General features: G+C 66.4%; 13 protein-coding genes. 10 read left to right on the top strand and 3 right to left on the bottom strand.

Annotated elements, in window-relative coordinates:
• Positions 1-79 precede the first annotated feature (79 nt).
• The 4 genes from thiD to JMF82_RS12430 all read left to right on the top strand — a co-directional run bounded on the left by thiD (position 80) and on the right by JMF82_RS12430 (position 3,322).
• Positions 80-832 carry a bifunctional hydroxymethylpyrimidine kinase/phosphomethylpyrimidine kinase gene (gene thiD / locus JMF82_RS12445; protein ID WP_307837974.1) on the top strand — a complete coding sequence of 251 codons (753 nt, stop codon included), beginning with the start codon at positions 80-82 and terminating at the stop codon, positions 830-832.
• 83 nt (positions 833-915) lie between these two features.
• On the top strand, positions 916-1,860 hold the full coding sequence (locus JMF82_RS12440) for an aspartyl/asparaginyl beta-hydroxylase domain-containing protein (RefSeq protein WP_201314881.1): 945 nt from the start codon (positions 916-918) through the stop codon (positions 1,858-1,860).
• Positions 1,861-1,918: 58 nt separating this feature from the next.
• Positions 1,919-2,818, top strand: coding sequence for an RNA polymerase sigma factor SigJ (gene sigJ / locus JMF82_RS12435; protein WP_201314880.1), 900 nt, complete (start codon positions 1,919-1,921; stop codon positions 2,816-2,818).
• Positions 2,819-2,851: 33 nt separating this feature from the next.
• Positions 2,852-3,322 carry a carboxymuconolactone decarboxylase family protein gene (locus JMF82_RS12430; RefSeq protein WP_201314879.1) on the top strand — a complete coding sequence of 157 codons (471 nt, stop codon included), beginning with the start codon at positions 2,852-2,854 and terminating at the stop codon, positions 3,320-3,322.
• A gap of 56 nt (positions 3,323-3,378) precedes the next feature.
• On the opposite strand, the gene JMF82_RS12425 is transcribed toward JMF82_RS12430, so the two are convergent.
• The 3 genes from JMF82_RS12425 to grxC all read right to left on the bottom strand — a co-directional run bounded on the left by JMF82_RS12425 (position 3,379) and on the right by grxC (position 5,259).
• Entirely contained in the window at positions 3,379-4,392 is a 1,014-nt protein-coding gene (locus JMF82_RS12425; protein ID WP_201314878.1) for an isocitrate dehydrogenase, read from the bottom strand.
• A gap of 202 nt (positions 4,393-4,594) precedes the next feature.
• Positions 4,595-4,999, bottom strand: coding sequence for a carboxymuconolactone decarboxylase family protein (locus JMF82_RS12420; protein WP_201314877.1), 405 nt, complete (start codon positions 4,997-4,999; stop codon positions 4,595-4,597).
• Positions 4,996-5,259 carry a glutaredoxin 3 gene (gene grxC / locus JMF82_RS12415; RefSeq protein ID WP_201314876.1) on the bottom strand — a complete coding sequence of 88 codons (264 nt, stop codon included), beginning with the start codon at positions 5,257-5,259 and terminating at the stop codon, positions 4,996-4,998. The genes JMF82_RS12420 and grxC overlap by 4 nt, the downstream gene beginning before the upstream one ends.
• A gap of 261 nt (positions 5,260-5,520) precedes the next feature.
• Between grxC and JMF82_RS12410 the strand changes: the two genes are divergently transcribed.
• From JMF82_RS12410 to JMF82_RS12385, 6 genes are all read left to right on the top strand, one after another.
• Entirely contained in the window at positions 5,521-7,203 is a 1,683-nt protein-coding gene (locus JMF82_RS12410; protein WP_201314875.1) for a M48 family metalloprotease, read from the top strand.
• Between the two features lie 116 nt (positions 7,204-7,319).
• Positions 7,320-8,009 carry a phosphate regulon transcriptional regulator PhoB gene (gene phoB / locus JMF82_RS12405; protein ID WP_038616383.1) on the top strand — a complete coding sequence of 230 codons (690 nt, stop codon included), beginning with the start codon at positions 7,320-7,322 and terminating at the stop codon, positions 8,007-8,009.
• Between the two features lie 88 nt (positions 8,010-8,097).
• A complete protein-coding gene (gene phoR / locus JMF82_RS12400; RefSeq protein WP_201314874.1) occupies positions 8,098-9,366 on the top strand; it encodes a phosphate regulon sensor histidine kinase PhoR in 1,269 nt (422 codons plus the stop codon).
• Positions 9,367-9,453: 87 nt separating this feature from the next.
• A complete protein-coding gene (gene ppk1 / locus JMF82_RS12395) occupies positions 9,454-11,556 on the top strand; it encodes a polyphosphate kinase 1 (RefSeq protein WP_201314873.1) in 2,103 nt (700 codons plus the stop codon).
• Positions 11,557-11,626: 70 nt separating this feature from the next.
• Positions 11,627-13,144, top strand: coding sequence for a Ppx/GppA phosphatase family protein (locus tag JMF82_RS12390; protein ID WP_201314872.1), 1,518 nt, complete (start codon positions 11,627-11,629; stop codon positions 13,142-13,144).
• Between the two features lie 84 nt (positions 13,145-13,228).
• Positions 13,229-13,936 carry a peptidylprolyl isomerase gene (locus JMF82_RS12385; RefSeq protein ID WP_201314871.1) on the top strand — a complete coding sequence of 236 codons (708 nt, stop codon included), beginning with the start codon at positions 13,229-13,231 and terminating at the stop codon, positions 13,934-13,936.
• The last annotated feature ends 4 nt before the right edge of the window (positions 13,937-13,940 follow it).

Raw genomic sequence — 13,940 nt, 5'->3', positions numbered from 1 at the left:
CATCCAGGGCGATAATGGTCGGCATTGCAACCGACCTACTCAACCATGCCCTCTCCGCCCCCTCCCACTCGCCCTCACCATCGCCGGCTCCGATTCCGGCGGTGGCGCGGGTATCCAGGCCGACCTGAAGACGTTCCATGCGCGCGAGGTGCACGGGCTGTCCGTGATCGCGGCGGTCACCTCGCAGAACACCCGCGGCGTCACCGCGGTGCATACCGTGCCGCTCAAGCACATCCGCAGCCAGCTCGACGCGGTGTTCGATGATTTCCCCATTGGCGCGGTGAAGACCGGCATGCTGGGCAGCGCGTCGGTCACGCGCCTGGTGGCGAAGGAGATGAGCACGCGCAAGCCGGCCTGGCTGGTGGTCGATCCGGTGATGATCTCCACCAGCGGTGCGCGCCTGCTCGATGAGGACGCGGTGGAGGCCATGGTGGAGGAATTGATTCCGCTCGCGGACATCCTCACGCCCAACCTGCCCGAGGCCGAGGCCCTGCTCGGACGCAAGCTGCGCGGCCCCGGGGATTACGACAAGGCAGGGCAATCGTTGCTCGAACTCGGCGCGACAGCCGTATTGCTCAAGGGCGGCCACTCCAACGAACGCGAGGTGGTGGATCGCTTCTACGACGCCAAGGGCGTCATGGAGCTGCGCCATCCGCGGCTGGCCGTCGAAGGCCATGGCACGGGCTGCACGCTGGCCTCCGCCATCGCCGCGGAACTGGCCAAGGGACACGCGCCGCGCTCGTCCGTGCGACGCGCAGTGGCCTACGTCCATCGCGCGCTGGCACGCAGCTACCGCCCGGGCGGCGGGCCGGTGCATGTCCTTGGGCACTGACTTCCTGCCTGAACCGTAGCGCCGGGCCCGTGACGGGCCAGGAGTTACACTAGCCACTTCGACCTCTCGCTGCGTCCTCGTCCATGATCCTCGCCCCGCGCCTCGTTCTGCTGCTCCTGTTGCTGGTGTTCGTGTTCTGCGTGCTGCTGGTGCACCTGCGCGGTCGCGCCAAGCTGCGCTTCGATCGCCAGCTGGTCGATCACTCGGCGGTGTTCGCGCCGTACAACCTGCTGATGTATGCGTTCTCGGCGGTGCCGGCCACGCCCATCCTCGACCGTCGCGGCTTCCCGCAACTCGATCTGCTGCAGGCGAACTGGCAGGCCATCCGCGAGGAAGCGCTGCACCTGTTCGACGAGGGCTACATCCGCGCCGCCGAGAAACACAACGACGCCAGCTTCAACAGCTTCTTCAAGCAAGGCTGGAAGCGTTTCTACCTCAAGTGGTACGGCGAACCGCTGTCGTCCGCCGAGGCGCTGTGCCCGAAGACGGTGGAGCTGCTCAACGCCATCCCCAGCGTGAAGGCGGCGATGTTTGCGTTGTTGCCGCCGGGCAGCAAGCTCAATCCGCATCGCGATCCGTTCGCCGGGTCGTTGCGCTACCACCTCGGCCTGATCACACCCAACTCGGAGGATTGCCGCATCTTCGTCGACGGCGAGATCCACAGCTGGGGCGACGGCAAGGACGTGGTGTTCGACGAAACCTACGTGCACTGGGCCGAGAACCGCACCGACCAGACCCGCGTGATCCTGTTCGCGGACGTGGAGCGCCCGCTGCGCACACGCTTCATGAACGCGATCAACCATCGCGTCGGCGCCTTCATGGGCAAGATCACCGCGTCGCCCAACACCGAGTCGCCGGAAGAGAAAACCGGCTTCGTGAACCGCATGTTCGCGCTCAACCAGCGCGGCCGCGAGCGCAATCGTGCCTTCAAGAAGAGGCACCCGAAGCTGTTCCGCGTTGCCAAGTACATCGGCATGCTGCTGCTGATCTGGCTGATCTTCCTGGCGCCCTGGCCGCTGGTGCACTGACCGGTCACGAACCGCCGGTCTCGCGCGTCCTTGAGTGGAGTCTCCCGAGGAACCGTCCATGGACCGCGCCACCGCTCTTTTCCAGCAACACCGGCCCCGCCTTCTGGGGCTGGCCTATCGCATGCTCGGCACGCAGGCCGACGCCGAAGACGTCCTGCACGATGCCTGGCTGCGCTGGCATCAGCAGGAAACCGACGCGCTCGATGACGCCGAGGCCTGGCTGGTGACGGTCACCACGCGCATCGCGCTGGACCGCCTGCGCCGCGCCAAGACCGAGCGTGAGCACTACACCGGCCCCTGGCTGCCCGAGCCCTTGGTGGAAGACACCGAACAGCCCGAAGCGGCGCTGGAGCGCGTGGAAAGCCTTTCCCTCTCTTTCATCGCCTTGCTCGAACGTCTCAGCCCGGAGGAACGCGCCGCCTTCCTGCTCGTGCAGGTCTTTGACTACAGCCATGCCGAGGCGGCCCGGATGCTGCAGATCGCCGAGGACGCCTGCCGCCAGCGCGTGCATCGCGCACGGCAGCGGCTGCGCGAAGGCCGCCCCCGTTTCACGCATGCGCCGGAGGTGCAACGACGATTGCTGGAGAAGTTCCGCGACGCACTAGAGCAGGCGAACGTGCCCGCGCTACAGGCGTTGTTCGCGGCGGACGCGGTCCATCTCGCCGATGGCGGCGGCAAGGTCAGGGCCACGCTCCGCCCGCTGCATGGCGGCGATCGCGTGGTGCGGCTGTACTCGATCATCGCGCAGCGCTATCGCGACCTGCCGATCGTGCATCGCCTGCAGTGGATCAATGGCGCCCCTGCCCTGTTGACCTGGGTGGACGCCAAGCTGGCGACGGTGGCGTGGATCGAGACCGACGGCGAACGCATCACCAGCATCCACTCGCTGCGCAACCCCGAAAAACTCGCTCGCCTGGCGGCTGTCACGAATCCGCAGGCCGGTACGTCCTTGTCATGAGCGGCCGTGGTGGCCGCGTTCAAGGAGTCCCCCATGTCCAAGCGTCTTTCGGTGATGAAGCATTTCCAGACCATCAAGCCGTTGCTCGATTTCGGCGAGGCGGTACACCACCAGGCCGGCCTCGAGCGGCCGATGGTCGAGCTGATGCTGCTGCGGGTATCGCAGATCAACGGTTGCGCCTACTGCCTCGACATGCACAGCAAGGATGCGCGCGCTGCCGGCGAAATCGAGCAGCGCCTCTACCTGGTATCGGGCTGGCGTGAAGCGGGATCCCTGTACAGCGACCGGGAGCGTGCGGCGCTGGCCTGGGGCGAAGCCGTGACACGGCTCGGTGAGCACGGTGTTTCCGACGACGTGTACGAGCTGGCACGTGCTGCCTTCAGCGAAGAGGAGCTGGTCAACCTTACGCTGCTCGTCGGCCTCATCAACACCTGGAATCGCATCAACGTCGCGTTCCAGACGCCGGCCGGAAGCTACAAGTCGCCGGTGAAGCAGGCCGCCTGAGGCACAAAAAAAAGCCCCTCGAACGAGGGGCTTTTTCCATTGCGCGGAACCGAGGATCAGGCGCGCACGCGCTTGACGATGGCGTCGCCGAAGGTATCGGTGCTGCCCTTGCCGCCGATGTCCGGCGTCACGCTGTCGCGGTCGTTGGTCATCACGTCGCGGATGGCGTTGCGCACCTTGTCGCCCTTGTCGACCATGCCGAGGTGATCGAGCATGTCGGCCGCCGCCAGCAGCAGCGCGCACGGATTGGCGATGCCCTTGCCGGCGATGTCCGGCGCGGAGCCGTGCACGGCCTCGAAGATGGCCGCTTCGGTGCCGATGTTGTCGCCCGGAGCCAGGCCCAGGCCGCCGACGAGGCCGGCGCACAGGTCGGACAGGATGTCGCCAAACAGGTTAGTCGTGACGATCACGTCGAACTGTTCTGGCTTCATCACAAGCTGCATGCAGGCGTTGTCAACGATCATCTCGTTGAACTCGATCTGCGGGTATTCCTTGGCGATCTCGCGCGCCACGTTGAGGAACAGGCCCGAGGCGGTCTTGATGATGTTGGCCTTGTGCACGGCCGTGACCTTCTTGCGGCCCTTCTTCACGGCCAGCTCGAAGGCGTAGCGCACGATGCGGCTGGAGCCCTTGCGGGTGTTGCGCACCATCGAGATCGCGGTTTCGCCGTCCTCGGACACCGACTGGCCCTCGGACAGGTACGCGCCTTCGGTGTTCTCGCGCACCGTGATGATGTCGATGTTCTCGAAGCGCGACTTGGTGCCCGGGAAGCTGATCGCCGGACGCACGTTGGCGTACAGGTCGAAGTGGCGGCGCAGCGTCACGTTGATCGAGGTGAAGCCACCGCCCACCGGCGTGGTCAGCGGGCCCTTCAGGGCGACCTTGTGCTTGGCGATGGCGTCGAGCGTCGGCTGCGGCAGGAGATCACCGCTCTTTTCCAGCGCGACCATGCCGGCATCGACGAACTCGTAGGACAGACCGCAGTCCAGGGCGTCGAGAACGCGCAGCGTGGCTTTCATGATCTCGGGGCCGATGCCGTCGCCCGGAATCACGGCAATGGTCTTGCTCATGGGGACACTCCTTGGGATATGAATCGTGCAGCCCCGAAGCGGGGAGATCAGGGCCATGAAACCCTTCAATTATCCCCGATGCGCCTGCGTGCGGCCAGAGCGACGCCCGTGGGAGCCGTTGCAAATCCTCGCATGCAGCATTGAATAAACTCGCACGCGTCAACGAAGCGGCAAGGAGCCAGCCGCCTCGCTTTCCCGGCGCTCAGCCGTGGCTGGCGCAGTCGGCCGTGGCGGCGGCGCCGGACTCGAGCTGGTCGAGGAAGTCCACGGCGCGGCGCAGGTGCGGAATCACGATCGAGCCGCCCACCACCAGGCCCACGCTGAAGGTCTCGAAGAATTCCTCGCGCGTGACGCCGGCTTCCTTGCACTGGGCCACGTGGTAGCTGATGCAGTCATCGCAGCGCAGCACCATCGAAGCCACCAGGCCCAGCAGTTCCTTGGTCTTCACGTCCAGGGCGCCGGGCTTGTAGGTCTGGGTGTCGAGCGCGAAGAAGCGACGCACCACCTGGTTGTCTTCGGACAGGATGCGCTCGTTCATGCGCTGGCGGAACGCGGTGAACTCCGCCACGCGGTCCTTGCCGGCCTGCTCGTCGGCGGGCTTGCTCATGCGATGGTCTCCAGCAGCTGGGCCAGCTTGCCGTTGCGGTCGGCGGCGGCAAGGTCGTCGAAGCCACCCACGTGGTGACCGTTGATGAAGATCTGCGGCACCGTGCGACGGCCGCCGCTGCGCGCGAGCATCGCCTCGCGCTGGGCCGGGTCGGTGTCGACACGCACCTCCGTCCATTCCAATCCCTTGGACTTGAGCAGGTTCTTGGCGGACACGCAGTAAGGACACACCGCGGTGGAATAGACCTCGATCTTGGGCACGACAAACTCCGAAACCGGAAATTAATACGATTGTTTGAAGATGGGGCTGGCCACCCTGCCAAACAAGCCAACGGACGCTGAACTGACGCCTTCAGCGGGTGTCTCACAATGGTATTGTCGCTGACCTATGCGAATGGCACCACGCCCCGCCTCCCACGCCCCAGGACCCCGTTGCCGTCCGTGCCCCAGACCGTCCTGGCGCATGGTCGATCCAAGGACAGCAAACCGCATGTCGACACTGTTTTCCGGGGCAGGACGCCCATGAACCGCCTTTCACTTTCGCGCCTGCTGGCGGCCCTGGTTTGCGCGGGCCTGACGCTCAGTGCCCAGGCGCAGGATCGCGACGTGCGCCTGCCCGACCTCGGCAGCTCGGCCAACGCGCTCATTTCCCCGCAGGAAGCCCAGAATTACGGCGCCTCCATGCTGCGCCAGATGCGCGCGCTGGACATGGTGCTGGACGATGCCCTGCTCGACGACTACATCAACGACCTCGGCTATCGCCTGGTCTCGGGCAGCGAAAAACCCAAGGACCATTTCCAGTTCTTCATCGCCAAGGAAAACATCATCAACGCGTTCGCCGCCCCCGGCGGCTATATCGCGGTGAATTCCGGCCTGATCGTTCTGACCAACAACGAGAGCGAGCTGGCCGGCGTGATCGCCCACGAAATCGGCCACATCACGCAGAACCACCTGCAACGCGCCTTCGAGGCGTCGAAGAAGGACACCCCGCTGATGGCGCTGGTGCTGCTGGGCGCCATCGCCGCGGGCGCGGGCGCCGGTGCGGGCGACGCGGCCGGCGCCATCCTGATGGGCGGACAGGGCCTGCTGATGCAACGCCAGATCAACTTCACCCGCAAGGATGAAATCGAAGCCGATCGCGCGGGCATCCAGACGCTCGCCAATGCCGGTTACGATCCGAACGCCATGGCCTCGTTCTTCGGTCGCATGGAAGACACGCTGCGCGTGGGCACCGGCGGCGACCTGGGCGATACCCCGGCACTGCTGCAGGACCATCCGGTCACGATGGACCGCATCAGCGACGCCAAGGCGCGCGCCGGCACGTTGGCGGCCCGCCAGAAGCAGCGTCCCAGCGGCTCCACGCTGGACAAGACGCAATGGGAAAAGAGCACGGCGCCGATCGCCTTCGTGAAGGACCCCACGTCGCTGATCAACCGCGACACGGACGGCGTGGACAACTTCCTGCTGATGCGCGAGCGCGTCCGCGTGCTTTCCAACGACCCGGGCCAGATGACGTCGTACTACGCCTCCAGCCTGAAGAACGACCGCAGCTTCGACATCCCGTCCAACCGCTACGGTTACGCGCTCGCGCTGATACGCAGCAACAACGGCAGCAAGGCCGCCGAAGAATTGCAGCCGCTGCTGACGGCCCATCCGGGCAACCAGGTGCTGCGCCTGGCCATGGCCGACGCCAAACTGCAGGCCGGGCATCGCGCCGAAGCCCTCAGCCTCTATGCGGAACTCAACCAGCAATCGCCGCGCAACCGCGCCATTGCATTGGGCTACGCGAAGGCCCTCATCGAAGGCGGCAACCAGGACGACGGCCGCCAGGCGGCCACCATGCTGATGCCGATGCTCGACAACAACGACGAACCCGAGCTTTACCGCACCTATGCACGGGCCAGCGACAAGGCTGGCGACACGGTGCGGGCCGGCGAGGCCTATGCCGATGCGTCGTATCTGTCCGGCCGTCCGTTTGATGCCATGGAACAGCTCAAGCGCCTGCTGAAGCGACCGGATCTCGACTACTACGCCCGCGCACGCATCCAGGCCCGCATCAACGACCTCACCCCGCTGGTGATGGAACTGCGCAAGCGCAGGGTGCAGACCGACGACAACCCCGACGGTCGCAGCCAGCAGCCCCTGCAAAACGGCTCGGCGTGCCAGGGGCGCGTCTGTTTCAGCGCCAACGAATCGCGCCGCTGAGCCATTTCGCGACGCCGTGACGCTGCCGTCACGTTGCGGCAGCGTGAAATGTCATCGCGGCGTAACATTTCCCCGTTGCAATAATTGCGTCATAGGCCCCCAAGCGGACCCCACGCGTGCACAAACGCATCCTGATCGTCGAAGACGAAGCCTCGATCCGCGACATGGTCGCCTTCGCCCTCCGCAAGGCGGGCATGGACGCCATCCACGCCGCCGACGCCCGTGCCGCCCAGCTCGCCATCGCCGAACAGGTGCCGGACCTCATCCTGCTCGACTGGATGCTTCCGGGCACCAGCGGCCTGGAATTGGCCCGCCGCCTGCGCAAGGAAGAACTGAGCCGCGAAGTGCCGATCATCATGCTCACCGCCCGCGGCGAGGAGATGGACCGCGTCAATGGCCTGGAAGCCGGCGTGGACGACTACGTCGTCAAGCCCTTCTCCACGCGCGAACTGGTCGCACGCATCAAGGCCGTGCTGCGCCGCAGCCAGGGCGATGATGGCTCGGGCATGGTCGAACTCGGCGGCCTGCGCATCGACGGCCCCGCGCATCGCGTGTTCGCCGGCGACGACGCGGTCACCATCGGGCCGACCGAATATCGCCTGCTCTATTTCTTCATGACGCATCCCGAGCGTGTCTATTCGCGCGCACAGCTGCTCGACCACGTCTGGGGCGGCAGCGTGTACGTGGAAGAGCGCACCGTGGACGTACACATCCGCCGCCTGCGCAAGACGCTGGAACCATGGAAGCTCGACGACATGGTGCAGACCGTTCGTGGCGCGGGTTACCGTTTCTCCGCCAGCCCCTGAGCGCCCGCGCCTGACGGCGCTATTGCGGGCACGCAGGCTTTTGCCGATGCTGGCGCACCGCCAGCCCGGCATCGATGACTGACCGCCCATGCCTGACCTCTTCGACCGCTCGTGGAAGCTGCCGGCCATTCTCGTGGCCGGATGGCTGGTGGGTGGCGTCGCGGGCTGGTTCGCGGGAGGCCATGTCGCCACTGGCGTGGCACTGGTTGCCATCGCGGAAATCGTCTTGCTTCTGACCCAAATCCGTCATCAAGCGCAGCACATGATGACGCAAAGTTCCACGGTGAATTCCCTTCAGCATGACCGTTTCATGACGCGTTCCCGCCGCATCGCCTCCAGTCTGCGCGACTTGCGCAGCGCCGCCGGCAGCCTGCCGGATGCGGTCGTCCTGCTCGACACCGAGCAGCACGTCCGATGGTTCAATCACGCCGCCGAAGACCTGCTGGGCCTGCGACGCCCGCAGGATCGCGGCGCGCATCTGGACGAACGCCTCAGCACGACCGAGCTCGCCGGCTGGTTGAAGGAAGGCGCGCGCGAACCGCTCAACGACGTGGCGGCGCCGGGCCATCCCAATCGCCATATCAACGTCACGCTGCTGCCGTTCGGCCGTCGCCAGCGCCTGCTGCTTGCGCGCGACATCAGCCATCTCACGCGGCTGGAACAGATCCGTCGCGACTTCGTGGCCAACGTATCGCACGAACTGCGCACGCCGCTTACGGTGATCCATGGCTATCTCGAACTGATCGATCCGGAAGACGTGCCGGAGCTCGCGCCGGTGCTCAGCGAAATGCGCGCGCAATCCAAGCGCATGGGGCAGATCGTCGAAGACCTGCTCACCCTCTCGCGCCTGGAAACCCAGGATCACGTGCAGGACGAGCGCGTGCAGATGACCCCGCTGCTGGCCACCATCCGCAAGGAAGCCGAGGCATTGAGCCAGGGCCGCCACCAGATCACGGTGGAATCCACCGCCGAGGCCGACCTGCTCGGTTCGGTGAAGGACCTGCACAGCGCGTTCTCCAACCTGGTGAGCAACGCCGTGCGCTACACGCCGACCGGCGGGCGCATCACGGTGCGCTGGCGTCGCACGCCGGAAGGCGCGGTCTATTCGGTGACCGACACCGGCTACGGCATTCCCGCGACGCACCTGGCGCGCCTCACCGAACGCTTCTATCGCGTGTCGTCAAGCCGTTCGCGCGACAGCGGCGGCACCGGCCTTGGCCTGTCCATCGTCAAGCACGTGCTGAACCTGCATCAGGCGCGCCTGGACATCCAGAGCGAGCCTGGCCAGGGCTCCACGTTCTCGTGCTGGTTCAGCACCGAAAGGCTGCTGACGCCGGGTAGTGGCGACCCGGATTGACGGCGGCCAGCGACGCTACCTGAACGGCCGTCACAGTCCGCGGCACTGCGCCATGTAACAAATCGTCGCATCGGCCAGAATGGCAGGATGCGCCGCAAACCCGCCACTCCTTCGCCTGTTGCCGACCGTGCTGCCCCTGAGTTCTACCTCAGCCGCGAACTGGCGGCGCTCGAATTCAATTTCCGCGTGCTGGCCCAGGCGCGTGACACGCGCATCCCGCTGCTGGAGCGGCTGCGCTTCCTGAGCATCGTCGCCAACAACCTCGACGAGTTCTTCGAGGTGCGCGTGGCGATGCTCAAGCACCACCACATGTTCGGTTCTGCGGCGCCGGGACCGGATGGGCTTTCCTCCGGCGATCTGCTCGCGCGCATCCGCAAGCGCGTGCTCGACCTGGTGACCCAGCAATACACCACCTGGCAGGAGGAGCTACGGCCCGCGCTGGACGCCGAGGGCATCCATTTCCTCACCCGCTCGCACTGGACCGAGCGCCAGAAACGCTGGCTGCAGGGCTACTTCGAGAACGAAGTGATGCCGGTGCTGTCGCCGCTGGGACTGGACCCGGCGCATCCGTTCCCGCGCATCCTCAACAAGACGCTCAACATCGCCGTCGTGCTCAAGGGCCGCGACGCGTTCGGTCGCGAAGGGCACATGGCGCTGGTCCGCGCGCCGCGTTCGCTGCCGCGCATCATCCGCCTGCCCGACGAAGTGTGCGACGGCGGCGTGCACTACATCTTCCTGGCGGAGCTGCTGCAGGGCTTCGTCGACCTGATGTTCCCGGGCTTCAAGGTCGCCGGGGCCTACCAGTTCCGCGTCACCCGCAACAGCGAACTGATGGTGGAAGAAGCTGAAGTCGACAACCTCGCCCGCGCGCTGAGCGAAGAATTGCTGGGCCGCGGTTATGCGCGCCCGGTGCGACTGGAGATCGGCAACGACTGCCCGAAATCGATCGTCTCCATGCTCATCGCCAATTTCGAGCTGGAGGAAACGGACGTCTATCGCTGCGACGGCCCGGTCAACATCATCCGCGCCGGCACCATCTACGACGGCCTGGATCGCCCGGAACTGAAGTTCCCGCGGTTCATCCCGCAGCTGCCCGCGGTATTCAACGATAGCCGCTGCAAGTTCGAAGTACTGCGCCAGCGCGACGTGCTGCTGCACCATCCCTACGAATCCTTCGCCGCCGTGGTGGACCTGCTGCGCCAGGCCGCACAGGACCCCGCCGTGCTCGCGATCAAGCAGACGCTCTACCGCGCCGGCGTCGACACGCCGCTGGTGGACCTGCTGGTGGAGGCGGCGCGCAATGGCAAAGACGTCACCGTGGTGATCGAGCTGCGCGCGCGCTTCGACGAAGAGGCCAACATCCGCCTCGCCACGCGCCTGCAGGAGGCCGGCGTGCAAGTGGTGTACGGCGTCGTGGGCTTCAAGACGCACGCCAAGATGCTGCTGATCGTGCGCCGCGAGGACGACAGCCTGCGCCGCTACGTGCACCTGTCCACCGGCAACTACCACCAGGCCAACAGCCGCACCTATACCGACATCGGCCTGATGACCGCGCATCCGGGCATCGGCGAGGACCTGCACAAGGTGTTCCAGCAGCTCTCGGGCCTGGGGCCGGTGATCGAGCTGCACCACCTGCTGCATTCGCCGTTCACGCTTTACCGCAATGTGCTGGAAAAGATCGAGCGCGAGACCAACCATGCACTGGCCGGCAAACCCGCGCGCATCGTCGCCAAGCTCAATGCGCTGAACGAGGCACACGTGATCCAGGCGCTCTATCGCGCGTCGCAGGCGGGCGTGGAGATCGACCTGATCGTGCGCGGCGCCTGCACGCTGCGCCCTGGCCTGCCGGGCGTGTCGGAGCGCATCCGCGTGCGCTCCATCGTGGGCCGCTTCCTCGAGCACAGCCGCGTGTACTGGTTCGCCAACGACGGCGCGCCGGAGCTTTACTGCGCCAGCGCGGACTGGATGGAACGCAACCTGATGCGCCGCATCGAAGTCGCCTTCCCCATCCTCGATCCCACGCTGGCCAAGCGTGTGTACGAGGAGACGCTGGCGAATTATCTTGCCGACAACCTCGACGCCTGGCTGCTGGACGGCAAGGGGCGCTACACGCGGGCCCAGGCCGGCGACGCGCCACCGCACAGCGCCCAGCAATGGCTGCTGGACAGGCTGGTGCCCGCCACGGCGTGAGTCGCTGCGGCTTCGCGACAGCCTGCCAGCGTGAGAGAATCCATCCCTTGCAGCCCGACGTGAGTCCCGCATGAGCCAAGGCGATCAGACCCCGATCAAGGACGGCGAACTGATCGCCGCCGTGGACATGGGATCCAACAGCTACCACATGGTGGTGGCCCGGGTGGAACACGGCGAACCCCGCGTGATCGATCGCCTGCGCGAGACGGTGCGCATGGCCGCCGGCTTGCGTGCCGATGGCACGCTGGATGCGGAACATCGCGCCCGCGCACTCAACTGCCTTGCCCGGTTCGGCCAACGCATCGCAGGGGTGCCCTCGATCCGGGTGCGCGCCGTCGCCACCAACTCCGTCCGTCGCCTGGCGTCGCCGCAGTCGTTCCTCACGTCGGCCGAGACCGCGCTGGGCCATCCGGTGGAAATCGTCTCGGGCCGCGAGGAAGGCCGCCTGATCTTCCTCGGCGCTTCGCACGACCTGCCGGCCTCCCGCGAGAGCCGGCTGGTGATCGACGTGGGCGGCGGCAGTACCGAATTCATCATCGGCCGCGGCTTCGCGCCGATGCACACGGAGAGCGTGCAGGCAGGCTGCATTGCGTCCACGCTGCGCTTCTTCCCCGGCGGCAAGCTCAATCGCAAGCGCTGGCAGCGCGCCAACAACGAAATCGGCGTGCTGTTGCAGCAGTTCGCCGAAGACTACCGCGAGTCCGGTTGGGTCGAGGCGTATGGCTCCTCCGGCACCGCCAAGGCCATCGGCTCGGTGGTGCAGGCGATGAAGTTCTCCGACGACGGCATTACGCCGGCATCCATCGCCGCGCTGCGTGACGCCCTGCTGGGCCAGGGGCAGATCAGCGCGCTAAAGTTGCCCGGCCTCGCCGAGGACCGCGCGCCGGTGATCGCCGGCGGCGTGGTGATCTTCGAAGCCGCGTTCGAGGCACTGGGCATCGAGCGCATGCGCGTATGCGAAAGCTCGATGCGCGAAGGCCTGCTGTGGGACCTGATCGGCCGCGCCGGCGGTACCGATCCGCGTACCTCGAGCATCGATGCGCTCGCCAACCGTTATGGCGTGGATCGCGCCCAGGCACGTCGCGTGGAATCGACGGCGCTGATGTTCTTCGACCAGATCGCCCGCTCGTGGAAGCTCGACGGCGAAGCGCGCGAATGGCTGTCATGGGCCTCGCGCGTGCACGAGATCGGCCTGGCCATCGCGCACAGCCAGCACCATCACCACGGTGCCTACATCCTGCGCCACGCCGACCTGGCGGGCTTCTCCCGGCAGGAGCAGCAACTGCTCGCCGCCATCGTGGAGGCGCACCGTCGCAAACCGGACAAGGCCAGCTTCTCGGCCCTGCCGCAGCGCTATCGCCAGCTCGCACGCTACATCACCGCCCTGCTGCGCCTTGCCGTGCTGTTCCGCCGCGCGCGTCGCGCCGAATCGCTGCCGCGGATGCAGTTGGGCGCCACCAGCCACCGGATGCGCCTGCTGGTGCCCTCGTCGTGGCTGGAACAGCACCCGCTCAGCGAAGCCGACCTGGAGCAGGAGCAGGTCCCGATGAACGAGCTTGGCCTGCTGCTGGAAGTCCATCCGTACTAAGCCTGACCGCCCCGGGCCTCGCCGGGCCCACTACGTCCCATCGCCGCGTATCATGTCCCGATGCCACACGTCGCCCAGCCCGCCATGTCCCGAATCCTGCTCACCGCCGCCCTGCTGATGTCGCCGCTCATGCTCCAGGCCCAGGCTGCCAAGCCGGCGCCGACGCCCGTCGCGCAAGCGCATCCGGAAGTGGTGCTGCATACCTCGCAGGGCGACATCACCATCGAGCTTTATCCCGACAAGTCGCCCAAGAGCGTCGCCAACTTCCTGCAGTACGTGCGCGACGGCTTCTACAGCGGCACCGTGTTTCACCGGGCCATCCAGGGCTATCTGGTGCAAGGCGGCCTGTATACCCGCGACCTGCAGGCCAAGCGCACGCGTTCGGCCATCGCGAGCGAGGCGGACAACGGCCTGTCCAACCTGCGCGGCACCGTCGCCGTGGCGCGCGCGGCAGACCCCAACTCGGGCACGGCGCAGTTCTTCTTCAACCTCGTCGACAACCGCCGCCTGGATTTCGTCGGCAACCAGAGCGGGCTGACCTGGGGCTACACGGTGTTTGGCAAGGTCGTCAAAGGCATGGACGTGGTCGACAAGATCGCCGCCCTGCCCACGCGCGGCCTCGGGCCGTTCGCCACCGACGTGCCCAACCCGCTGGTCGTGATCGACAGCGCCAACGTCGTCGGCGAGGACCTGCCCGGCGCCGAGTCGAAGCCGGCCGCGGCGAAACCCGCTGCGGAAAAGACCGCGCCGGCGCCGGCCAAATCCACCGACAAGCCCAAGTCCAAGGGCTGAGCCG

It is taken from the genome of Dyella sp. EPa41 (genome assembly GCF_016586165.1).
Classification (GTDB): domain Bacteria; phylum Pseudomonadota; class Gammaproteobacteria; order Xanthomonadales; family Rhodanobacteraceae; genus Dyella.
This window is presented reverse-complemented; position numbering and strand designations above follow the sequence as displayed.